The sequence below is a fragment of the Ruegeria sp. AB5 genome (assembly GCF_056542645.1).
In genome coordinates this window covers 95,275-117,492 of the sequence record NZ_JBQGAE010000006.1, presented here as the reverse complement: position 1 = coordinate 117,492, position 22,218 = coordinate 95,275, and the positions used below count along the sequence as shown (strand labels likewise).

At 56.9% G+C, this 22,218-nt stretch carries 20 protein-coding genes; 14 read left to right on the top strand and 6 right to left on the bottom strand.

All coding sequences use genetic code 11. From position 1 onward, the window contains the following. Positions 1 to 93: 93 nt before the first annotated feature. From ACR0L4_RS12705 to ACR0L4_RS12695, 3 genes are read left to right on the top strand one after another with little or no spacing between them, the layout of a single operon-like run. Positions 94 to 1,104 carry an extracellular solute-binding protein gene (locus ACR0L4_RS12705; protein WP_480513390.1) on the top strand — a complete coding sequence of 337 codons (1,011 nt, stop codon included), beginning with the start codon at positions 94 to 96 and terminating at the stop codon, positions 1,102 to 1,104. Further along, entirely contained in the window at positions 1,101 to 1,916 is an 816-nt protein-coding gene (locus tag ACR0L4_RS12700) for an MBL fold metallo-hydrolase (protein ID WP_480513388.1), read from the top strand. Before ACR0L4_RS12705 ends, ACR0L4_RS12700 begins: the two co-directional genes overlap by 4 nt. Next, positions 1,913 to 3,379 (top strand): sulfatase-like hydrolase/transferase, encoded by a 1,467-nt coding sequence (locus ACR0L4_RS12695; RefSeq protein ID WP_480513386.1) that lies wholly within the window; start codon positions 1,913 to 1,915, stop codon positions 3,377 to 3,379. Before ACR0L4_RS12700 ends, ACR0L4_RS12695 begins: the two co-directional genes overlap by 4 nt. A 340-nt stretch (positions 3,380 to 3,719) precedes the next feature. Here the strand turns inward: ACR0L4_RS12695 and ACR0L4_RS12690 are convergent, their stop codons facing one another. The 5 genes from ACR0L4_RS12690 to ACR0L4_RS12670 are packed head-to-tail and all read right to left on the bottom strand — an operon-like array spanning position 3,720 to position 7,876. Continuing rightward, positions 3,720 to 4,184, bottom strand: coding sequence for a CoA-binding protein (locus ACR0L4_RS12690; protein ID WP_170749621.1), 465 nt, complete (start codon positions 4,182 to 4,184; stop codon positions 3,720 to 3,722). Then, positions 4,185 to 4,550 carry a 2Fe-2S iron-sulfur cluster-binding protein gene (locus ACR0L4_RS12685; protein WP_170749620.1) on the bottom strand — a complete coding sequence of 122 codons (366 nt, stop codon included), beginning with the start codon at positions 4,548 to 4,550 and terminating at the stop codon, positions 4,185 to 4,187. Next, positions 4,547 to 5,896: a selenium-binding family protein gene (locus ACR0L4_RS12680; RefSeq protein WP_480513384.1), complete on the bottom strand. Its 1,350-nt coding sequence runs from the start codon at positions 5,894 to 5,896 to the stop codon at positions 4,547 to 4,549. The genes ACR0L4_RS12685 and ACR0L4_RS12680 overlap by 4 nt, the downstream gene beginning before the upstream one ends. A gap of 3 nt (positions 5,897 to 5,899) precedes the next feature. Continuing rightward, complete coding sequence (locus tag ACR0L4_RS12675; RefSeq protein WP_170749618.1) at positions 5,900 to 6,706, bottom strand: enoyl-CoA hydratase; 807 nt, start codon at positions 6,704 to 6,706, stop codon at positions 5,900 to 5,902. Positions 6,707 to 6,709: 3 nt separating this feature from the next. Further along, the gene (locus ACR0L4_RS12670; protein ID WP_170749617.1) at positions 6,710 to 7,876 is read right to left on the bottom strand and encodes an acyl-CoA dehydrogenase family protein; all 1,167 of its coding nucleotides are present in this window, start codon (positions 7,874 to 7,876) and stop codon (positions 6,710 to 6,712) included. A gap of 184 nt (positions 7,877 to 8,060) precedes the next feature. Here ACR0L4_RS12670 and ACR0L4_RS12665 point away from each other — a divergent pair, with 184 nt between their 5' ends. From ACR0L4_RS12665 to ACR0L4_RS12625, 9 genes are all read left to right on the top strand, one after another. After that, entirely contained in the window at positions 8,061 to 8,981 is a 921-nt protein-coding gene (locus ACR0L4_RS12665; RefSeq protein ID WP_170749616.1) for a LysR family transcriptional regulator, read from the top strand. A gap of 318 nt (positions 8,982 to 9,299) precedes the next feature. Beyond that, a complete protein-coding gene (locus ACR0L4_RS12660) occupies positions 9,300 to 10,784 on the top strand; it encodes an ABC transporter substrate-binding protein (RefSeq protein ID WP_480513382.1) in 1,485 nt (494 codons plus the stop codon). Between the two features lie 72 nt (positions 10,785 to 10,856). Beyond that, positions 10,857 to 11,813, top strand: a complete 957-nt coding sequence (locus ACR0L4_RS12655) for an ABC transporter permease (protein WP_480513380.1) — start codon at positions 10,857 to 10,859, stop codon at positions 11,811 to 11,813. A gap of 5 nt (positions 11,814 to 11,818) precedes the next feature. Then, on the top strand, positions 11,819 to 12,706 hold the full coding sequence (locus ACR0L4_RS12650; protein WP_480513378.1) for an ABC transporter permease: 888 nt from the start codon (positions 11,819 to 11,821) through the stop codon (positions 12,704 to 12,706). A 1-nt stretch (position 12,707) separates the two neighbouring features. Beyond that, the gene (locus ACR0L4_RS12645; RefSeq protein ID WP_480513376.1) at positions 12,708 to 14,762 is read left to right on the top strand and encodes a dipeptide ABC transporter ATP-binding protein; all 2,055 of its coding nucleotides are present in this window, start codon (positions 12,708 to 12,710) and stop codon (positions 14,760 to 14,762) included. A 140-nt stretch (positions 14,763 to 14,902) separates the two neighbouring features. Further along, positions 14,903 to 16,105, top strand: coding sequence for an alpha-hydroxy acid oxidase (locus ACR0L4_RS12640; protein ID WP_480513591.1), 1,203 nt, complete (start codon positions 14,903 to 14,905; stop codon positions 16,103 to 16,105). 30 nt (positions 16,106 to 16,135) lie between these two features. After that, positions 16,136 to 17,866, top strand: a complete 1,731-nt coding sequence (locus ACR0L4_RS12635) for a thiamine pyrophosphate-binding protein (protein WP_480513374.1) — start codon at positions 16,136 to 16,138, stop codon at positions 17,864 to 17,866. Further along, positions 17,866 to 18,213 (top strand): hydroxyisourate hydrolase, encoded by a 348-nt coding sequence (locus ACR0L4_RS12630; RefSeq protein ID WP_480513372.1) that lies wholly within the window; start codon positions 17,866 to 17,868, stop codon positions 18,211 to 18,213. Before ACR0L4_RS12635 ends, ACR0L4_RS12630 begins: the two co-directional genes overlap by 1 nt. A gap of 19 nt (positions 18,214 to 18,232) precedes the next feature. Continuing rightward, positions 18,233 to 19,345, top strand: a complete 1,113-nt coding sequence (locus tag ACR0L4_RS12625; protein ID WP_480513370.1) for a dimethylsulfoniopropionate demethylase — start codon at positions 18,233 to 18,235, stop codon at positions 19,343 to 19,345. 446 nt (positions 19,346 to 19,791) lie between these two features. On the opposite strand, the gene ACR0L4_RS12620 is transcribed toward ACR0L4_RS12625, so the two are convergent. Further along, positions 19,792 to 20,661, bottom strand: coding sequence for a LysR family transcriptional regulator (locus ACR0L4_RS12620; RefSeq protein ID WP_480513368.1), 870 nt, complete (start codon positions 20,659 to 20,661; stop codon positions 19,792 to 19,794). Positions 20,662 to 20,782: 121 nt separating this feature from the next. Between ACR0L4_RS12620 and ACR0L4_RS12615 the strand changes: the two genes are divergently transcribed. Both ACR0L4_RS12615 and ACR0L4_RS12610 read left to right on the top strand, forming a co-directional pair. Next, on the top strand, positions 20,783 to 21,649 hold the full coding sequence (locus ACR0L4_RS12615) for a HalD/BesD family halogenase (protein WP_480513366.1): 867 nt from the start codon (positions 20,783 to 20,785) through the stop codon (positions 21,647 to 21,649). Positions 21,650 to 21,659: 10 nt separating this feature from the next. Next, the gene (locus ACR0L4_RS12610; protein WP_480513364.1) at positions 21,660 to 22,208 is read left to right on the top strand and encodes an isochorismatase family protein; all 549 of its coding nucleotides are present in this window, start codon (positions 21,660 to 21,662) and stop codon (positions 22,206 to 22,208) included. The last annotated feature ends 10 nt before the right edge of the window (positions 22,209 to 22,218 follow it).

The following is a 22,218-nucleotide window of genomic DNA, read 5'->3' as shown; positions in this document are numbered from 1 at the left end:
GCAGGATTCCATACTATTTTGGCAGAATAGCGCATTACTGTTGTGTCGCGCCATGCAAATCTGAGGCCAATCATTCATCAACGTGGGCTGATCATGCTAAAAATTCTTGGCTGGGCAGGGTATGACACAGGTCTGAAGCGCACGTTTGACCGATTTACCCGCGACACTGGAATTGCCGTGTCGTTCAGGGGGGTGCGCAATCAGGATGAGATGCATCATGTGGCGCAAACCGAAGACTTCGATATCGCCTGCCCGACCACCGACAGGCTTGTCAGTTGGTTTGACAGCGGGCTGATTGCCCCGCTGGATGATGACCGGGTCGGCTATGGACGGATCGACCCGACCTTTCACGCCGACGCCCACACGATCATTCAAGGCGAGCGCTATGGCGCGCCCAATCTCTGGGGCGGTGCCGGTATTGGCTATCACTCAGGCTTTGTCGCGCTGGGTGGGGCGGAGATCAGCCTGATGACGCTGTTTGACCCTGCCTATGCCGGCAAGCTGGCCATGCGAGAAGACACAGCCTTCGTCGCCGCCGGGCGGGCGCTGGAGGCGGCTGGCAAGCTACCCCACCCGTTTGACGAGTCCTATGCGTTCGAGGACCGGATGATCGCCAACTATGATGTTATCACCACATTCCTCTGTGGACGCGCAGCCCATGTTTCCCGATTCTGGTTTAGCGAGGAGGAAGGTATCGATGCATTCCGCTCTGGTGATTGCGGGATCGGATACAACTGGGACACGACAATGGCGGCTCTTCAGCGGCAGGGAATGGCTTGCGGCTTTGTTGCGCCTTCAGAGGGCGCCAACTGCTATCTGCAGAATTTTGTTCTTGGTTTCAGGGCCGATCACGGCCCCGCGCAGGACTGGATTTCATGGGTCAACACACCGGATGGTTCAGCGCTCTATGCCACCGCGTTCGGGGCCAACCCAACTGCAACAGGGGCAAAAGACTTGCTTCCCGCAGAGAGTCAGGCGTTTCTTGCCGCCAGCTATCCCGACAAGTCTCTGGACAGGCTTTGGTGGCAGCCCGAACAACCCGTGTGGTTTGTGAAAAATCGCGGCAGCTATGCCCGAAAGTTCCGCGCGGCCGTTGAAGGATGACAAGCTGGGCGGCGCAAAAGATCAAGGTCGGTGCACTATGTGCTACGGTCTTGCCTTTGGGAGAAATTAGGGACGATCTGCGCGGCTGGTTCCCACCGGGTACGTTGGCTGTTCCAGACGGTAGATCGCGCCTGCCGATAAATTGCCTGCATGTGGCAGGACCCGGCCTTTCAGTCCTGATCGACGCGTGCGATCCACAACGCTATCCTGATTTCGAACATACGGGCGACAGCATGGTCCGACGTCTGGAACGGGCCGGAATATCCCCGTCGCGTGTATCGCATGTCCTGTTGACACATGGGCATCACGACCATTTCTGCGGTGTGACAGGCACCGGCAATAGACCGACTTTCCCAAATGCGCGGCATATTCTGTCGCCGCAAGACTGGAGCAACGGCACTCTGACGCCCGAGGCACAACAGGCGGACGGCCTTGCCGCCGACGCGTCGCCACTTGAAGTGTTGTTTCGGATGGGATTGCTGGACCTTGGTGAAAGCGCCGTCCCTATGCCGCAGGAAATCTGCCTGATCGACGCCCCCGGCGAGACCAAAGGACATCGTGTGGTGCGCCTCTCCTCAGAAGGCGAGGTTTTGTATTTTTTAGCCGACCTGTTTCACGTGCCGGCCGAGATTCACGATCCTTCCCTGTGTCCCCTCTGGGCGGACCGGTTGACGCTAGAGGCAAGTCGCAGCCAGATTATCGCTGACATGCGCCGGGAAAATGCGCGGTTTCTATGCAGTCACATCTCAGGTGTCTTCGCGGCAGACATTTTTTCCACACATCCCTCCAATTTTCATGAGGCATTGAAATGACGACCTCAGGCCAACCGAATATCCTGCTGATTATGGCGGATCAGATGACCCCCTTCATGCTTGAAGCCTGCGGCGGCATCGGCGCGAAGACCAGAAATATGACCGCCCTAGCCAGACGCGCGACCAATTTCACCAACACCTACACGCCAAGCCCGATCTGTGTGCCCGCGCGGTCCTGTTTCATGACCGGGCTCTATACGTCGACGACGGGCTGCTATGACAACGGCGACCCCTATCACAGTTTCATTCCGACATTCGCGCACTACCTGACCAATGCCGGGTACGAAACCGTTTTGGCAGGCAAGATGCACTTCATCGGCGCCGATCAACTGCACGGTTTCCAACGCCGCCTGAATACGGATGTTTATCCGTCCGGATTCATATGGTCCTACCCGTTACCCCCGGAAAATGACCCGGGTTTCAAGGCGTTCGACTTCACACCGCAATATCTGGCGAAAAACATCGGGCCGGGGTGGTCCAAGGAACTGCAATATGATGAAGAGACCCATTTCAAGTCTCTGGAGTTTCTGCGCGCGCCCCGTGACAACCCCTGGCTGCTGACGGTCTCGTTCACCAATCCCCACCCGCCCTACACAGTCCCAAAAAGATACTGGGAGATGTACAAAGATGCAGACATACCCCTACCTGACTATCCCGATGACATGGATACCAGGTACTCCGACTATGACCACGCATTGCGCCGCTGGCATGGGCTGCACATCCGGGGCGGTGAAATCCGCGACCCGAAGAACCTGATTGCGATGCGCCGCGGCTTTGCCGCCCTTGCCCACTACGTAGACGACAAGATTGGTGAACTTCTGGAGGTGCTTGAAGACAACGGCTTACGAGACGACACAATTGTCATCGTCACATCCGATCACGGAGAAATGCTGGGCGAAAAGGGTATGATCCAGAAAAGGGGATTGTACGAATGGTCTGCCCGGATCCCGCTTTTTATCGACATCCCGGGCGTCGAGCCCCGGCAGATCGAAACACCGGTTTCCTTGCTGGATGTGCCCGCAACCCTGATTGACATCGCAGGGCAGACACCAGTGCGGCCACTAGAAGGCAGATCCCTGCTACCGGCTATTCACGGCGCTGCGCTGGACGACATTCCAGTGATTTCCGAATATCACGGCGAAGGCATCATGCGCCCCAGCTTCATGGTGCGGCTGGGTGATTGCAAATATCACTATTGCCATGGTTCGCCTCCGCAACTGTACAATCTCGTGCAAGACCCAGGTGAATGGAGCAACCTCGCCGGGGATCCAGATCTTGCTGAAATCGAGGCAAAGCTGAACCACGAGATCACGGGCGGGTCCTTCGATCTGGAAAGAATTGAATCCGAAGTTTGGGAGCGCCTCGCCCAGAAGCAGGTGGTTAATGAGGCAATGAGGGCCAACGGCACCGCGTGGGACTATACCGCTGACCAGAACGCCGCGAACCAGTACATTCGCACCTGAGACGCCTGTTTGACCAGTCATAGTGGCAAAAACCCATTGGCAAATCGCCAGACCGCCAAATCTGCTCGTAGTCTGACATTGCCGTTGGTCTTCCTGTTACCAAAGCAGTAAACGGACAGCTCCGGTGGGCCTTATGATTTTTGGGCTGAGTTGGAGACATTCAGGATTGTCTAGCAGATTGGTGGTATTTCCTGTTCGGCCCTGTCTTTAGCGCTACTAAAAGGGGGCAGGGTGCCATCCTTTTTTCAAAACGCCGTTTCACATGGTCATTCGGTGACTCCAGCGGTCAGTCGCGTGATGCCAATCCCGGGGCCGCAGCAGGTGAGGTGCGGTTATTCTTTCATATTTTCAGATCGAGCCTCGGCTTCCAGAAGGGGCGGAATAACTCGATCTTGGGGCAGCGATTCATCACGACCTTCAGACCTGCATCCTCGGCCAGTTTTGCGGCCCTGTCGTCGTAAACGCCGATTTGCCCCCAGAGGACTTTGGCGCCAATGGCGATCGCTTTTTCGGAGAACCCGTAAAGCTCTTCTTTCGGGCGGAATACGTCAACCATGTCGACCGGTTTGTCGATCTCTTCCAGCGCATGATAGACTTTCAGCCCCCGGATTTCTGTGACATTGGGGTTTGGGTTCACCGGCAAGATATCATAGCCGATTTCGCTGAGCTGACGCAGTACGCCATAGCTGAACTTGGTCTTGTCCGCGCTGGCCCCGACCATGGCGATGGTTTTGACCGACTTGAGGATATCGGCCAGGTATTCGGGATCATAATCGTAGATGCGATCGATATCTGCTTCGGGCATTTACGTCTCCTTTGGCGTTGCGATATCTGCCTTGAGTTCATGAGGTTCAAGCGGATCCAGGAACGGATTGCGGTAGAGTCTGTCGTGGCTTTCGACACCAATCTCAAGGGTGATGTCGGATGTTGCGCGCGCCACGCACAAGATCACATATCCGTTTTCGATCTGGCGGTTGTTGAGGGCGACCTGCCGTCGTTGGTCAATCTCACCCTTGGTCAGTTTGGCCGCGCAAGTAATGCACCCACCGTATTCGCAGCCATAGGGAAGATCGACGCCCTGATCCCTGAGTTGTTCCAGCAAGGGACGGCGAGCGTTGACCTTGTAGGTTGCGCCTTCCCGGTTCGTGATGGTTACGGTATGGATCGTCATAGCCAGATGTCACTTGTGCAATCGCCGCCGGGATACCGCATTTCGTGGCACCGTGCCGGACCGCCCGGTTCTTGGCCGAAATCAACCATGAACTTTTTGTTGATGGTCATGCCGCCGTTTTCCGGATCACAATCAATCATCACCATGACCCCGCCTTTTTCGCGGATTTCGGGGTAGAATTGATTGTCCCAGGTGGAAAACAGGCTGGTCGTCACATAAAGCCTGCGCCCGTCCAGGCTCAGCTGGAACATCTGCGGACCACCGGCCATTTCAACACCGTTCACCACCGGTGCCTTGCCAAGCAATCCCCCCATGAAGACCTGGCCGGTCAACTTGGGGTTATGCGGGTCAGTGATGTCATATTGGCGCATGTCGCCATGCAGCCAGTTGTTCAAGTAAAGATACCTGTCATCCATCGAGATCAGGATCGCCGACATGACCCCGGGCAGCGGGATCGGCCATTCCGGGTGCATTTCGTTTTCAACATCGACGATCTTTTCCCATTGCCACTTGCCGGTGTCATCCTTCCACCAGTGGATAACGTTTGAAGACAGCGCCGCCCCGCAAAACCCGTGCGTGCTGTCGGGGTTGTGGTGAAACTTAACCTCAAGCGGGACCAGGCCGTCTTCACCAAGATAAAAACTCTCAACCGGTTCGCGTTTTTCGAAATCCCAGAAGTGCAGCTCGCGCCCGTATTTCAGGTGGCCCACTTCTTCCAGATCGAAGCCGGGCATGAACGTGTTGGGCGCGGCCCATTCGCTGCTGACCATCACATTGTGGCGCGGCTGGTACCAGAAATCGTAGCCGAATTTGATGTCGCCCATCGAGCTTTCCCAGCGGCCGACGATGTTGAAGTCTTTGTCCAGATGCAAATAGCCCCCCGGCGCTTCGCCTTTGGCGTTTCCGAGAAAGGAAATGATGATCTCGGACCCCAGACAGTGCACAGTATGCGGGCCGGACAGATCAGCCTTGGCCTTGATCTCAGCACCTTGGATCACCTTGTGCAGCCGCGGTGCGCGCGGGTCGGCGGCGGTGTCGACAATGTGCAGGTTGTTCGAACGCACCCCCGGCAGGATCAGGTATTTGCGGCTCATGGAATTGTCGTCATGGCACGAAGAACAGGCATTCCAACCCATGTGATGCAACTCATCCCCGATCCCAGGCATCTCTAGCCGGTGGATCACTTGCGAATAGGTCGGACTGTCCGGGTCGACATCCACTGTTGCAAGGTAGTCGGGTTTTTGAATGCCCGTTCCGGTGTAAATTGCAATCGTGTAAAGCAACTTCTCCCGAGGTGCCTCGATCGCCGCTGCCGGCGATGCATAACCCGGTCCGCAACATTCCATGCGCTATCCTCCCAATGACTGCCATGTTGGCGCGCGTTTTTCTATGAAAGCGCCAATGCCCTCTTCCGCGTCTGGTTTCATCATATTAGCGACCATAACACGCGATGCATAATCGTAGGCATCTTGTAGCGGCATCTCGGCTTGTTGGTAGAATGCCTCTTTGCCGATCCTCACGGTAGCTGGCGCCTTTGCGGCAATCTTGCTGGCCATGGCGTCCGTGTCTGCCGCCAATACCTCGGGCGCGGTAACTGTGTTGATGAGGCCGAATTCTACAGCCTGTTGCGCGGAAAACATGTCACCCGTCAACAGCATCTCCATCGCGTGTTTGCGTGACACATTGCGGCTGAGCGCCACCATCGGGGTTGAGCAGAACAGGCCAATGTTGACGCCCGGTGTGGCGAACCTGGCGTCCCGCGAGGCAATCGCAAGATCGCAGCTTGCGACAAGCTGGCAACCCGCAGCGGTGGCGATGCCGTGAACCTGGGCAATCACCGGCTTCGGGCAGGTCACAATCGTCTGCATCAACCGGGAACACAGATCCATGGTTTTTTCGAAAAACCCGCGTCCTGCGTCCTCGGTCGTACGGGCGGTTGTCAGCTCTTTCAGGTCGTGGCCTGCGCAAAACGCGGGACCGTTACCGGCGAGGATGATGACATGAATACTGTTGTCCGATCCCAGAGCGCAAATCGCGCTGTGCAGCCTTTCCAGCATCGCCATAGACAGACTGTTGCGTGCAGACGGTCGGTTCAGTGTCAGGCGCGCAACCTTGTTGGATGTTTCGCAAAGTAAAATATCGCTGCCAAATTCCATGATCTAGTCCTTTAACAATCCCCGTGCGATCACCAGTTTCATGATCTCGTTAGTGCCCGCGTAAATCCTTTCAATTCTATTGTCGCGATACATCCGTTCCAGAGGGTATTCCGCCATCACGCCATATCCGCCGAACAGCTGAAGACAGCGATCAATGATCTTCGCCTGCAAATCGGTCAGCCAGTACTTTGCCATCGAGGCTTTCTGGGTGGTCAACTGGCCAGCGATATGCTCGGATATGCAGGCATCCAGAAAGGTTTTGGCAATTGTCGCTTCGGTGGCGCATTCGGCCAGAACAAATTGGGTGTTCTGGAAATCGGCAAGCTTTCGACCAAAGGCGCTGCGCTCGTTCACATAGTCCAAAGTCACGCGCAGGGCCCGTTCGATCCGACCCATCGCGTAAACGGCAATCAACAGGCGTTCCTGCGGCAACTGTTCCATCATCTGAACAAAACCCTGTCCCTCTTCGGGGCCAAGCATCGCAGAGGCGGGGATACGCATATTGTCAAAGAACAGCTCGGACGTATCGTTTGATTTCATCCCCAGCTTGTCGAGATTGCGACCGCGCCGAAACCCGTCAAGCCCATCGGTTTCCACTAGGAACAGTGAAATGCCGGGCCCGCCAGCTTTGGGGTCGGTTTTGGCGGCAACGATGATCAGATTGGCAAGCGCCCCGTTGGTAATAAAGGTTTTCGAACCTGAAATGCGGTAGTGGTTTCCATCCTTCATCGCCGTGGTCTTGATATTCTGCAGATCTGACCCGGCGCCGGGTTCGGTCATCGCGATGGCGCCGATCAGATCGCCCGAGATCATGCGCGGGAGGAGGCGCTTTTTCTGATCTTCGGAACCGTAATGGATCAGGTAGGGGATCACGATCGAGTTGTGAAGACCACCCCCCCAGCCATCAACCCCAGCAAGATTACCTTGATAAGCAATGACCGCATCATGGGCGAAACTTCCTCCCAATCCACCGTATTCCTCGGGGATTTCGGCACCCAACAACCCCATCTCTCCGGCCTTCGACCAAAGAGCGCGCGGGAAGGATCCCTGGGCTTCCCAGTCGTCATAGTACGGCACGCATTCCCGTTCGTAGAACTGGGCACAGGCATCCGCCAGCAGTGTCAGCTCTTCGTCCATCCAGGGCGATGACGGCAGTTTTAAGTCTGGCATCAGGGGGCGCTCGTTTTCCGGCTCGTTTGTCAAAACGCTACCCAGCACCCATTGGCGAAACAAATTCAATTTGATATGCGAGTCATTCGGAAATCAAATGACCGAGCCAAGCTCATAGAAATTCCGGTTGTGTTTGAGTTGACCTTCGCTAGGCTTCTGGCGCGTAGGATGACAGGAAAATCAGATGAATTTGCGCCAATTGGAAGCCTTTCGCGCAACCATGCGCGCCGGATCGATTACGGAAGCGGCGGAGATGATGCACATCTCTCAGCCCAGCGTAAGCCGGTTGATTTCAGATCTGGAACGGTCGGTGGGTTTCCCGCTTTTCCTGCGCGCTGGGCGCGGCCTGACGCCGACGGTTGAGGCAAATACGTTCTATCATGGCGTTGAAGGCATGTTTGTCGGGGTTGACCGGCTTCAGGAACTGGCCAATTCGATCCGAACCTCAGCCGGCGGAGTGATTTCTATCGGGACCATTCAATCCGTCTCGACCTTTGAGCTGCCAAAGGCGATCAACGCCTTGTACAAGCGCTATGACGATATCCGTTTCATGGTGCACACGCGAAATACGCCGGCCATTCTGGATGAAGTTCAGATGCGCCAGCTTGATTTGGGCATTGTTGGCCGCCAGCCCCCGTATGAAGGTGTCGAAACACATTATCAGGCCGCGGCGCCTTACGTTTGTCTCATGCCCGAAGAGCATCCTCTGATCGGACAGTCCGGTGCAGTCGATCTGGAAGAGTTGGCCGAGAACGAGACATTTGTGACTTTTGGGGGCGCTTTTCCGGATGACATGCTGTCGATAGACAGCGCACTGTCCCAGCGGCTGCAGACAGCATCCAGACTGTCGGCAACCAATATGCACGTTGCAGCCGCGCTGGTCAGGGAAATCGGCGTCTGCGCCATAGCGGACCCGTTTACAGCAGAGCAGGCCGTGCGCATCGGGGGTGTCGCGTTTCGTCCCGTTCAACAGGACCTGACCTACTATGTATCGCTCGTATCGCCGGGAAGGGAGTACCTGTCGCGCTATGCGCTGGAGCTGGTTTCCATCCTGACGGACCGCCTGTCGCACAGGGTCAACACGGTGGAAAACTTCCTGCGCTGAATGGACCGGATTTCTGGCTCTCGGATTCCTGGTCTGGTTGAGGCGGTAGAAAATTCCGCGCTCGATTTCCAACAATTCATATAGTCATTCATCGCGGTTTTAGGCTGATTCATCCGATTTACGAATGAGTGCTGAAAAATTAAGTATTTGTCCGGAATGCGTGCCAGCAGAAATACTGGCGACGAAAGACCGATCAGGACCTGATCCAGATCCACGTGCCGTACTGGACCGTGACGCGACCGTCTTCAAGACATGCGCAAAGGCACCAAAAACAAGATCCGTATTCACAGGACAAAACCAATCAACGGGAGGAACACCATGAAGCACTTGTTTGGAATGACGGCGGCGGTGGCTTTGCTTGCCGCATCAGCAACTCTTGCCGAGCCAAGCGGTACTTTCCGCCAGGCTCATGAATACGGGTTCGGTGCCCAGTCGAGTCTGGACCCCATTTCAAAGGGCCGGGTGTTCCAGATCACCGAGAAGATCATGAACCGGTTGGTGCGGCCCGGGCTTGATGGCAAGCCATCGCCCGATCTTGCCGTAAGCTGGTCGTCGAATGACGATGCCACAGAGTGGACGTTCAATCTGCGTGAAGGTGTCACCTTTCATGACGGCAGCCCCTTTGACGCGGCTGATGTCCTTTATTCGTTGAACCGTGTTCTTGATCCGGACCTTGAGTCTCCTGCGCGCTCGGCCGTTAAGATGGTGCAAGCGGTCGAGATGATCGACGATATGACCGTGAAGCTCACGCTCGACACGCCTTTTGCCGACATGCCACTTCAGCTTATGGACTATCGGTTGCGGATGATCCCCGATGGGTCGGGGGACGATATCGCCTCAACCGGCATTGGCACTGGTCCATTCAAAGTCGAAACTTTTGATGCCGAAGGCACCACGGTGCTGGTCGCCAACACCGAGTATTGGGAGGGCGAACCCGGCGTCGCCCGGATGGAGGTGATCGGTATTCCAGACGGTCAGGCGCGCCTTCAGGCCCTTTTGGGTGGCCAGATCGACATGGAGCGAGGCATCACAGCCCAACAAAAGGTGATGTTGGACAGCAGTGACAAGTTCGCTGTACAGGAAATTCCAACAGGAAACTGGCGCGGCCTTGTGTTCCGCACCGATGTCGAACCCTATAGCGATCCGCGCGTGCGCAAGGCGCTGCGAATGGTCGCCGACCGGCAGGCACTGGTCGATCTGGTTCTGGGCGGTGGCGGTGTTGTCGCTTGCGACGCTCCGGTTGAACCCAATGACCAATACCGTGCCGAAATGACCTGCGAGCAGGATATCGAAGGGGCCAAGGCCTTGTTGGCCGACGCGGGCTATCCCGACGGGCTGGAGGTTGATGTGCATGTTGCAACGCTTGAACCGACCTGGCCCACATTGGCGGTGGCCTATCAGGCGCAAGCGGCAGAGGCCGGTATCCGGGTGAACGTCGTCCAAACCCCAACTGACGGGTATTGGAGCCAGGTCTGGATGCAGAAGGATATCTATGCCACGCGCTGGAATGAACGCCCTGCCGACCAGGTCCTGCACGAGGTGTATCTGAGCACTGCAAAGTGGAACGAATCCTACTTCAAGGATTCAGCCTTTGATCAGATGCTGGCCGATGCCCGTCGCGAGCTGGATTTTGACAAGCGTCGCGACCTTTATGTTGCTGCTCAGGAATACCTGCAGGAAAACGGCGGAACTTTGATCCCCTACCACGTGACACGCACGGTTGGCGTGGGGTCCCGGGTACAAAACCTGGACAATGTCAAGAATGACGCGGTGCGCTGGCACCTGATCACCGTCGAAGAATAGGCGCACAGACCCCCGGTCCTCTGCCCGGTCTACGCCGGGCAGAGCAACCCAACTTTGACAAGGTCCGCCCTCATGCTGCGTATGCTTATCCGAAGACTGTTTCTTGGATTCATCACCGTCGTCATAGTGTCGATGATCATTTTTGTCGGTGTTGAAATCCTGCCGGGTGACGCTTGTACCGCGTTTCTGGAACGTGAAGCCCATGGCAAGCTGCTTGAAAACTGCCGCGCGGATCTGGGCCTGAACCGGCCGGCAGTCGAACGCTATCTCGAATGGTCCGCGAATGCGCTTCGAGGGGATCTGGGTGTCTCGGCCAACGGCAAGGACAGCATCGCCCAACTGGTCGGAGCCCGCTTGGCGAACTCGTTGTTGCTGGCCTTCTGCGCACTGGCGGTTGGTGTGCCGCTGGCAATCACCCTTGGGGCAATTGCAGGTCTGTCGCGGGACAAACCGATTGACCTGTTGGTCTCGACATCAGCCATTTTTGCAATGACGATCCCCGAATTTGTTTCAGCGACCGTTCTGATCCTGATCTTCTCGGCGTGGCTGGGGTGGCTTCCGGGGATTGTCCTTGTCTCGGCAAACGCACCTGTCAGTGCGTTTTTCCCGGAAATCATCCTGCCTGTGGTGGTTCTGGCGATGGTGATGACGGCGCATATCCTGCGGATGGTCCGGTCATCCGTGATCGAAGTCATGAACAGCGACTATATCCAGATGGCGACCCTGAAGGGTGTTCCATACTGGCATATTGTTTTCCGCCATGCACTTCCCAACGCGCTTTTGCCCGCGATCAACGTGGTCGCGCTGACCATTGCCTGGCTTTTGGGCGGGGTTGTCGTGGTCGAGGTCGTGTTCAACTTTCCCGGAATGGGGCGGATGATGATCGATGCGATCTCTGACCGCGACCTACCGGTGGTGCAGGCGCTCGCGCTGATTGTGGCCTCTGTCTATGTCGGCGTGAACCTCTCGGCCGACATCCTGACCATGATCGCCAATCCGCGGCTGCGTACGATGTATACAAGGAAGTGAGTTTCGTGACCGTCACAACCGAAATTCCGCAGAACACCGCGATGGGACGCTTTCGCAGCGTTCTGCGCGATGTTCTGTCCCGCCCGTCCGGCGCCGTTGGTCTTTGCCTTGTCGTCTGTCACGTCGTGATGGCCCTGATCAGCCCTTATATCGCGCCTTACGACTTCAAAGAAATGAACTCGGCAATGATGCTGACAGGTCCTGAAGCCAGTCACTGGCTGGGGACGGATCATCTGGGCAGGGACGTTTTCAGCCGAACAATCCAGGGCGGGCGCGAAGCGATGCTTGTCACCGGTATTGCAACACCGATTGCTGTGCTGTGGGGCGGGATGCTGGGCATTTTCTTTGGGCTGATCGGTGGACGCACGGACGAAATCCTAATGCGGGTCGTGGATGCCTTTCTGTCCTTGCCGTGGATTCTGAAAATGCTGGTTCTGATCGTGACGTTCGGAACCGGTATCGAGGTTCTGATCCCGACGCTGGCATTTTTCTACGGAATACCCGTCATCCGCATTGCCCGTGCCGCAACCCATGATGTGGTGGCCCGCGATTTTGTCTCTGCCGCAAGGGCGCGTGGCCAGACTCGCTTTACCATCATGCGCAAAGAGATCTTGCCCAACGTCCTGGACACCCTGATGGTCGAAGGCGCGATGCGCTGGTCCTGGATGCTACTGGCCTTCTCGTCGCTTTCCTTCCTGGGGTTCGGGGTGTCTCCGCCCACACCTGACTGGGGCCTGATGATCGCAGATGCACGGGGTTTCATGTCCTTTGCACCTTGGGGCGTACTGGCTCCGGTTATTGCGCTTTCGTCGCTGATTATCGGTATCAACCTGACGGCAGATGCCCTGGCCAAGGCGCTTGGAATTGACCGCGCGCAGAAAGCTCCAGTGTAACATGACCAAAGCGCCCATCATTGACATCAGGGATCTGTCGATCGGCTTTACCGGCCGCGGCGGGTGGACCCTTCCGGTTCTGCGGAACATCAATCTGGCGGTGCGTCCCGGCGAAACTGTCGGGTTGGTCGGTGAAAGCGGATCGGGCAAGAGCACATTGGCGTTGGCGGCCATGGGCTATCTCAAGCGCGGCTTGCGCGTCTTGAACGGCAGTTGCCATTTTGAGGGTCAGAACCTTTTCGACCTCGGTCGAACCGAACTCGAAGGGTTACGCGGTGGTAAACTGGGTCTGGTGCCACAGAACTCCGGGCAATCGCTGACGCCTACGTTGCGGATTGGGGCCCAGCTGACCGAAGCGTTGCGGCTGCACAGCAACATAGACGAGGCAGAGCATCGTGACCGCGTACTGGCATTGCTGGCGCAGGTACGCCTGCCTAATCCAGAGGCGATTTTCGCCCGCTTTCCACATGAGCTGTCAGGCGGCCAACAACAGCGTGTCGCAATCGCTATGGCGCTGGCTGGAGAACCTGCCGCGCTTTTGCTGGACGAACCGACAACCGGGCTGGATGTGACCACCCAGGCCCATATTCTGGAACTGCTGCGCGATCTGGCCGCCGAAACCGGGATGGCAATGGTCTATGTCAGTCATGATCTCGGTGCCATCGCCCAGGTGTGCCACCGTGTTGTCGTGATGTATGCTGGCGAGGTTGTGCTGGAAGGGACAGCCCGGCAGGTTCTAAAGACGCCGACACATCCTTATGCCCGCGGGCTGCTCAGTTCGATCCCCAAACTCAGCGATCCACACTTGCCAACCGCGCTTCACGGCAGACCACCTGCCCCCGGCGGAGCAGGGGACGGGTGCGCCTTTGCCGATCGCTGCGTCATTGCAAGCGAGCTGTGCAGAACCACCCGACCCGCGCTTGAAGCGGGCCCCGGCGGGGCGTTGGTCAGATGCCATCATGCCGATCAGGCACACCGGCTGTCGATGGTGTCCGGCGGCAAGATCTCTCGCGGTGCCAAGCCTGATGCCTGCCCGGTGCTGCGTTTGGAAGAGGTTGCGATACGCTATGACAGACCGGGTCTCATTGACCGTTGGCGCGGGCGTGCCCAGACCAAACCCGCAACGGTCGATGATGTTTCCCTTGTGCTGCGCAGGGGTGAAACCCTCGGGCTTGTGGGCGAAAGCGGCAGTGGCAAGTCCACGATCCTGAAAACCGTTGCGGGTTTGCTGCCTCCGACAGAGGGCGTGATCGAATTTGGCGACAGTGAGGTGCTGCCTGCCGAGGTGGAAAGGCGCGAACCCGAGCAATTGCGGCGTATTCAGCTGATCTTTCAAAACCCCGATGAAAGCCTCAATCCTCGCCACACCATTGCTGAAATACTTGAACAGCCCTTAAAGCTGTATTTCGGGTTGTCGGGTCAGGCGCTATCTGATCGCAGCGCCGAATTGCTGGAGCGCGTGCGGCTCGGCGCGCATTATCTTGACCGCCTTCCAAGCCAGTTGTCAGGAGGGGAAAAGCAGCGCGTGGCCGTTGCACGCGCCTTTGCCGCCGAACCGCAGCTTGTCCTGTGTGATGAGGTGACATCTGCGCTTGATGTTTCGGTTCAGGCCGCCGTGCTGGATCTTCTCAATGACCTCAAACAGGATCAGGGCACAACCTATGTCTTTGTCTCCCACGACCTTGCCGTGGTGCGGGCCTTGTCGGATCGGGTTGCCGTGCTTTATCAAGGTCGGCTGTGCGAGATCGGCCCTGCCGAGGATGTCTATGCCGCGCCCTCGCATCCCTATACCGAGATTTTGCTGGGGGCGGTGCTGGAACCGGACCCGGATGTCAGGCCAATACTGAGCGCTGATGACGTCGTCGAACTGGCGCCGCCGGCGCAAGGCTGCCCGTTCCAACGTCGATGTCCGCATAAACTTGGGGCGGTTTGCGACACGGATACCCCGCCATGGCAGCAAAAACGCAATGGCCACGCCATTCGCTGCCATATCGCGTTGGATCAACTTGCGAACATGCAAGACGCTGTTTTGGGGGCAGAAGCGATCAATGGTTGAACCCAAATCACATAAACCGGATGAAAGATGGCTTTCCATAGCATTTCCAGATGTGTTGCAAATGAATTTCGATTGGAGGCGGTTTCGCCATTCCGGCTACAGTTTTTTCAGGCGTGAATTCAGACCGCAGGAGTAGGCAGATTTCGCAGGGCCCCGACATAGATGCCGGTTTCAGCAGGCGAATTTTCTCGACCGAGGATGCCCGGCACAGAGCCCAGCGGCGGCAGCCAAAAGTCATCTTCGATTTTGTCGAAGGCGGGGCAGGTCGCGAGGTCGCGACATCGCGCAATCAATCGCGCTTTGACGACATCACACTGCAGCCACGAGTGATGGAAAATGTTGGAAACAGACGTCTGAAAACCGGGTTTCTCGGGCAGAGCTTTGATCTTCCTTTCGGGATCGCTCCTATGGGGATGTGCAATCTGGCCTGGCCGCATGCGGATCGCGCAATTGCCGAGGCGGCGAGTATGTTCAACATTCCTGTGTGTTTGTCATCTGCTGCCTCAAGTTCGATTGAGGACATGCGCAGCTGGGCCGGAGAGAATGCCTGGTTTCAGCTCTATGTCGGGGGGCCTGTCGAACAGGCTTTCGAGATGGTTGAACGCGCACACGCCGCTGGCTATCGCAACCTGATCCTGACCGTGGACGTGCCGGAAGTTTCCCGCCGTGTGCGAGACCTAAGAAACGGGTTCTCCATGCCGTTTCGCATCGGCCCGAAACTGTTCCTGGACTTCGCCACGCATCCAAGGTGGTCCTTGTCCACGCTTTGGTACGGCGCGCCTAAGCCGGAAAACTTTGCCGCCGACAAGAACGGGACCCGGTTTGACCGCAGCGCCAGCCGGGCCGGTGCGGATTGGGAGTTCCTGGACCGGTTGCGGGCCAAATGGCACGGGAACCTGATTGTGAAAGGCGTCACGTCTGCACCGGATGCCATGCGTATAAAGGCTGCCGGCGTGGACGCGATCTATGTGTCGAACCATGGCGGGCGACAGTTGGACAGCGCTCCTGCGGCGATTGATCTGCTTCCGGCAATTCGAAAGGCAATCGGTTCGAACTATCCGCTTTTGTTCGACAGCGGTATCCGCAACGGCGAAGATATCGTCAAGGCGCTAGCCATGGGGGCCGACTTTGTCATGATCGGTCGACCCGCGCTTTACGCTTTGGGTGCGGATGGGATCAAGGGTTTGAATGCACTGATAAAAATCCTTGCGGACGACGCCAGCCTGACACTTGCCCAGATTGGTTTGAACGATATCTCGGCAGTTTCGGCCAGCATTCTGCATGGCGGTAGCACCAACCCCGTGACCGACAACGTGACCCAGATAAAATCCGTAGCAAAATAACGCCCAAGGCCGAAGGAGGCCGACCCACGAATGACTGCACAAACCAAAATCCGGGGCGGCGCGATACTGGCGCGAGCCTTCAAGGAAAAAGGGGTGGACCATGCCTTCACCCTTGCAGGCGGGTTCTGCAACCCTGCACTGGAAGGATTCATGGAATGCCAGATGCCGGTGATCAACTGTCCGCACGAACAAGTGGCGGGCCATCTGGCAGACGGGCATACACGGATCACCCGAAAACCCGCGCTGTGCCTGGTCGGACCCGAAGGCTTTGCCAACGCAGTGCCCGCGATGCTGGAAGCCTGGGGTGAACGCTCGCCTGTTATCTTTGTCACCGGGTCCTCGACGCTCAAACGGCAAGGGTCTGGCGGGTTCAAGGAAATCGACGACGTCGCAATTGCAGCACCGCTTTGCAAATACTCCGAACAAATTGTCGATGGCGAACGCATCAGCGAATTTGTCGACCGCGCCTGGACGGCGGCAACGACCGGCTACCCCGGCCCGGTGCATCTGGCGCTGCCGGTGGACATTATGTTTTCGTCCTTCGAGGAAGATGTCGGGCGGCAGGAACGCCCCTTTGACCGGTCCAACCGTCCGGCGCCGCGTGCCTGGCCAGACCCCACAGTGCTGACACTCGTGCTGGACACCATAAAAGCCGCCGAACGCCCGCTGATCATCGCCGGGCACGGCGTCTGGTGGTCGAAATCCGAGAACACGCTCGACGCTGCCTGCACGGCGCTGCGGATACCCGTCTTCAACGTTCCCTATCACACCAAGAACCTCGGCGAGGCGTCGGAATGCTATATGGGCCTGGCGGATTTTCACCAATTCCACCCCTCCAAGCCTGCGATACATGAGGCGGATGTGGTGATCATGGTCGGCTGTCGTCTGGACAATCAGATGAATTTCGGCAACCCGCCGTTCATTCCCGAGACCACCAAACTGATCTGCGTGAACGGCAGCCATGAGGAGCTGGAGTACAACTTCGGCGCCGACATGCAGCTTTTGTCCGACCCCGGTGCGTTCCTGGATGCGCTGGCGGGGATCGACAAGCGCTGGCCCAGCTGGTTCGACCTACAGGTTCAGCGGCGAAAGGACTGGGTGAAAGAATGGAGTGATCATCTTGAGACCGAAGCTGCCACCGATCTGGTCGAAGGACGCAAGATGCACCCGTTGCAACTGGGCGTCGATGTTCAGGCTGAAATGAAGGATGGGGACTGGCTGGTCTTTGACGGGGGCAACACCCATTTCTGGAACGAGATCGCCACCAATATCGCCGCCGCGCGCGGTCTCAAGCTTGGCGGTATCATGCATCCCGGCAACTACAGCTTGTTGGGGGTTGGTGTGTCCTTTGCGCTGTCCGCAAAAAACGTTCATCCAGACAAGACTGTGGTTCTGGTTTCAGGAGATGGGGCGTTTCTGTCCGGCGGCCTGTCGATCGAAGCTTGTTTTCAGGAAAACCGCCCCATTGTCGTGGTGATCGACAACAATGGCGGTCTTGATTGTATCAGCCAGCAGCAGGAAAAGCTGTTTTCGAACGGTCGGCACTATGCCACTGATTTTCGGGACATTCCATTCCACGCAATGTTCGAAGGCATGGGCGGGCATGGTGAGTTGGTTACCGAGCGCAAAGAGCTGCCGGGCGCAATTCGACGCGCGATTGCCAGCGGCAAAACGGCGTGTGTGAATGTCAAGGCGCGTGGCGTGATCAGTCCGATTGTGGCTGCCACAGCCGACAAACGTGACAAGGCCTCGATTGAATAATGGCGTTGATCAGTTCTCATACACTCAACGGTGTCGATGGCACCCATGCGGGTGGCATCCCAGTGCGCTTGACCCGGACCGGCGATACCGCCCCACTGTTTGCAATGGAAACGGATGCGGGCGGCCGGCTTTCACAGGAGGTTGAGCTGAGCGGTTCCGATCCGGGTGATATCTACGAGCTCGTCTTTCAAACCCGAGCCTATTGGGCCGCACGTGGCCTGCCAAAAGCGGAGGAGAGGATCATTGGTGAGATTGTACTCAGATTTTTAATGCCGGACCCGCAGGGCAGCTACCACATGCCTGTCATCCTCAACCCAAACAGTTACTCAACCTGGATGTCGGGTTGAAACCAAAGGAAATTCCATCATGGCTGACGGTCTCAACATGTCCCGCCGCATTCGCCGCACGCCCTACACGGACCGGGTCGAGCAGGCCGGTGTGCGGGGATTTTCGGTGGTCAACCACATGCTGCTCCCCAAGGCGTTTCAGCGATCCGTGGAAGAGGATTACTGGCATCTTCGCGCGCATGTGCAGATCTGGGATGTATCCTGCCAGCGTCAGGTTCAGATCACCGGCCCGGATGCGGAACGCCTGGTGCAACTGATGACGCCTCGCAATATCGCCAAAGCCCGCATCGGCGATTGCTACTACATTCCCATCGTCGACCATCAAGGCGGCATGATCAACGATCCGGTCATGCTCAAGATTGCCGATGATCGCTTTTGGTTGTCGATCGCTGACAGTGACGTATTGCTCTACGCGATGGGGTTGGCCATCGGAATGGGCCTGGACGCCAGGGTTGCCGAGCCTGACGTCTCGCCGCTTGCCGTGCAGGGCCCCAAAGCCGAGGATCTGTTGGCCGGTGTTTTCGGAGAAGACATTCGGAAAGTCGGGTTCTTCAAATATGCGCGTTTTGATTTCCGGGGCACCAGTCAGGTGATTGCGCGCTCGGGCTATTCACGCCAGGGCGGTTTCGAAATCTATCTGGATGACGCGTCGCTGGGTCCATCCCTCTGGGACGCGATTTGGGAGGCGGGGCAAGCCTTTGACATCTCGCCCGGATGCCCCAACCTGATCGAGCGGATCGAAGGCGGGCTGTTTTCCTATGGCAATGAGATGACCCGGGACAACAATCCGCTTGAACTGGGTCTTGGCAAGTTCTGCGCGCTGGATGGCAGCGTCGACTTCGTAGGCCTGGAAGCGTTGCAGAAGATCAAGGCCGACGGCGTAACGCGCGAGATTCGTGGCCTGAAATTCGACGGCAACCGCGTTCCGACCTGTTCGACGCCCTGGCCTGTTCTGGTTGGGGATGAACAGATTGGTCAGATCACCTCGGGCATTTGGTCTCCGCGACTTGAGACCAATATCGGTTTGTCGATGATCAAGCGTGGTTATTGGGGTATCGGCCAGGAGGTCAGGATCAAAACACCGGATGGGAGACCGCGTGTCGGAGAGATTGTGGCCTTGCCGATGGCATAGGTCGGGTAATAAAGGTAAAGACCGGCGCTGCAATTGCACAGCCACTGACTAAGCTGGTCCCAAGTTTTCTTGTCAGGTCCTCGACAGCACCCCAGATTCTCGGCGATAGTGTAGCAAGACTTCCACAGCCTGATCACGCGGCGAAATACTCGGCAGTTTCGAATTGGATTCTCGGTTGCCGGACGCCAATGCATCAGGAACCACGGACCGAACGAAACAGAGCCAATCATCGGCAACGTAAGCCATGCCTCTGACTATCCGACACGCCGCGTTCGACGTACTGTTGTTCGTATCGCAAGACTGGAATCAGTGCGTTGCAAGCGGCGAGACTTAAAACCGTGGTCGCCTGACGCAAGGTGTTGCACGGCGAACTAACCCGCGCTTGACGAATTGTGATGACGTTTCAAACAACACTTAAAATTGCAAATACTCGTCGCAATCGATCATCAAAAGCAAGTTTTCAGCCAATCCTGAAAAACACGGGCAGCACGTTTCTCTGCCGGATCGCTATTGTGCTGGACGATGTAGTGGGATTGGCCCGTTTCAATTGGGTCACCCACAATCCTAATCGGGCGGCCGCTTTTGATGGCTTGCTCAGCAAAACGCTCGACTATGATCGCGCAGCCCCCCTCCGCAGCAGCCAATTCACATGCGGCGACCGAGGTATCTACTACCAGGCAGGGTGAATTGGACGCGTGAGGCAGACCATGGGCTGACAAATAGCGGGCCCAATGATCATCAAATCCCAAAACATGGATTGTCTTGCACCTTGTCAATTCTTCGGGCGCATTGACTGCTTCGGCGGTTTGAATACCACATACCGGAACAATGCACTCGTCCGACAGCCTTACCATTTGGGCGTTCGACTGATTTTGCGATGCTAGCAGAATCTCGACATCCACAGGGTGCTTTTCCCGGTCGTTTTGCCAGAGCGACGTGACAAGTTTGATGCCGATGCCTGGATGTTCAATCTGAAATTTCGGCAGCTTCGGAGACAGCCAAATGATCATCGCTGCCGACGCACGCACAATGATCATTGTATCGAGGGCTGGTCCAAACAGGCCGTTCGTCGAAAAGTCTATGTGCGCAAGAGAGTCTCGGACGGAGACCACATAAGCTTGGCCAACTTCTGTCAATTGCAGGCTTTTTGCCCGACGAATGAACAACTTCTGCCCCAGCGTGCCTTCCAGCGCTTTGATATGTTGGCTGACTGCGGATTGGGTCAGCCCAAGTTCCCTGCTGGCGACAGTAAAGCTCAGGTGACGCGCGGCGGCTTCAAATGTTCGAAGCCAGTTCAGGTTCAGGTTGCTCTTCATTGCTCATTAATAAGTTTCTTATGTTCATGGCGGCAAATTATTTCGTTTTTCTTCGCTCCAAGTGACGCTTATCAAGACTGCATGCTCACCGAGAACGGCAGTTCATCGACAGGAGGAACCAGTGCTTCAAACTGAATTGGATTCAGAAACCGACCTTATTTCGGAGCTGGTAGACCTGTCGCGCTACCCCATCACGGATCTGGATAACGTCAAAGGGGCTGCGTTTCTCAAAAACTGTCAGATCCAGATGGAGGAACACGGGTGGTGCAATCTGGACGGTTTTATCCGCCCCGAGGCGCTCGCGGCCTTGACTCAAGAGGTCAACACCCTGCTGCCAACCGCAGAGGTTCTGACCATCCGGCGGAATATCTACCAGGGGCCAATAGACCCGACGCTGCCGAAAGATGACCCGCGCCGACGGGAATATGTACATGTCGCCACGCAACTGGCAGACGACCAACTGCCTCGGGAAACTCTAATCCAGCGCCTTTATCAATCAGAGCTTTTGACAGACTTTGTCCGACGCGTACAAAGGAAGCAGGTTCTGCATCGTTGCGCCGATGAGTTTCAAGCACTGAACGTTGTCGCCCTGCACCCTGGAAGCTGGCATGCTTGGCACTATGACACGACCGAATGCACGGTGACCCTGCTGTTGCAGGCGGCGGAAAATGGGGGTGATTTCGCGTTCCTGCCGAATTCGCGCACCGATGAATCCGAAGACCATGTAGCCGTAGACCGCCTGCTGTCAGGAGACATGTCCCACGCCCAGACATTTGATCGTGGCGCAGGTACATTCACGCTCTTTCGGGGGGGCTATTCCTTGCATGGCGTTACAGAGGTTCTGGGGTCGATCCCTCGCGTCACCGCGATTATGACTTACGACGAACAGGAAGGCCGTGTGATCAGCGACGATATCAACGTGCGTATCTATGGAAAACGGGTTGAAAAGATACTTGCGGATCGTGCCGCATCTCGGGCCGAAGCATAGAGGAAACAGAATGAAAACCGCACTCCTAGTAATTGATGTTCAAATGGCGCTGGCCCATGACGACGCGGCGGGGGCGGCACGATCCTGCCCGGAAGCCTCTGGAAACATTGAACGCCTGTTGACCCTGTTCCGCACAAAAGGCGACAAGATTATCCACGTCCATCACCATGGAACAGACCCGAAGGACCATTTCCATGCAGATGCACCCGGTGCAGCGGTTCAGCCCTTTGCGGCCCCCAAAGACGACGAGCAGGTGATCATAAAACACGTCTCAAGCGCCTTTGCAGGCACCTCGCTTGAGGCGGATTTGCGACAGGCAAACATAGACCGTGTGGTGATTTGCGGCGCGACCGCCAACCACTGCGCCGAATCTGCGGCGCGCGCCGCAAGCAGTCTGGGCTTTGATATGGTTTACGTTTCTGATGCCGTTTGGGCCTATGAGGCGACCGGACCGGACGGTGTAACCCACAGTGCCGATCAGGTTCACTCTGTTACCCTAGCCAACCTGCACGGCGAGTTTGGCGCAGTGCAGTTCACTGATGACATAGTCGCGGCCTAAGTGCCGCAAA

Coding starts and splice junctions, on each gene's coding strand:
- ACR0L4_RS12705 (WP_480513390.1), top strand. CDS start 94: ATGCTAAAAATTCTTGGCTGGGCAGGGTATGACACAGGTCTGAAGCGC.
- ACR0L4_RS12700 (WP_480513388.1), top strand. CDS start 1,101: ATGACAAGCTGGGCGGCGCAAAAGATCAAGGTCGGTGCACTATGTGCT.
- ACR0L4_RS12695 (WP_480513386.1), top strand. CDS start 1,913: ATGACGACCTCAGGCCAACCGAATATCCTGCTGATTATGGCGGATCAG.
- ACR0L4_RS12690 (WP_170749621.1), bottom strand. CDS start 4,184: ATGCCCGAAGCAGATATCGATCGCATCTACGATTATGATCCCGAATAC.
- ACR0L4_RS12685 (WP_170749620.1), bottom strand. CDS start 4,550: ATGACGATCCATACCGTAACCATCACGAACCGGGAAGGCGCAACCTAC.
- ACR0L4_RS12680 (WP_480513384.1), bottom strand. CDS start 5,896: ATGGAATGTTGCGGACCGGGTTATGCATCGCCGGCAGCGGCGATCGAG.
- ACR0L4_RS12675 (WP_170749618.1), bottom strand. CDS start 6,706: ATGGAATTTGGCAGCGATATTTTACTTTGCGAAACATCCAACAAGGTT.
- ACR0L4_RS12670 (WP_170749617.1), bottom strand. CDS start 7,876: ATGCCAGACTTAAAACTGCCGTCATCGCCCTGGATGGACGAAGAGCTG.
- ACR0L4_RS12665 (WP_170749616.1), top strand. CDS start 8,061: ATGAATTTGCGCCAATTGGAAGCCTTTCGCGCAACCATGCGCGCCGGA.
- ACR0L4_RS12660 (WP_480513382.1), top strand. CDS start 9,300: ATGAAGCACTTGTTTGGAATGACGGCGGCGGTGGCTTTGCTTGCCGCA.
- ACR0L4_RS12655 (WP_480513380.1), top strand. CDS start 10,857: ATGCTGCGTATGCTTATCCGAAGACTGTTTCTTGGATTCATCACCGTC.
- ACR0L4_RS12645 (WP_480513376.1), top strand. CDS start 12,708: ATGACCAAAGCGCCCATCATTGACATCAGGGATCTGTCGATCGGCTTT.
- ACR0L4_RS12635 (WP_480513374.1), top strand. CDS start 16,136: ATGACTGCACAAACCAAAATCCGGGGCGGCGCGATACTGGCGCGAGCC.
- ACR0L4_RS12630 (WP_480513372.1), top strand. CDS start 17,866: ATGGCGTTGATCAGTTCTCATACACTCAACGGTGTCGATGGCACCCAT.
- ACR0L4_RS12625 (WP_480513370.1), top strand. CDS start 18,233: ATGGCTGACGGTCTCAACATGTCCCGCCGCATTCGCCGCACGCCCTAC.
- ACR0L4_RS12620 (WP_480513368.1), bottom strand. CDS start 20,661: ATGAAGAGCAACCTGAACCTGAACTGGCTTCGAACATTTGAAGCCGCC.
- ACR0L4_RS12610 (WP_480513364.1), top strand. CDS start 21,660: ATGAAAACCGCACTCCTAGTAATTGATGTTCAAATGGCGCTGGCCCAT.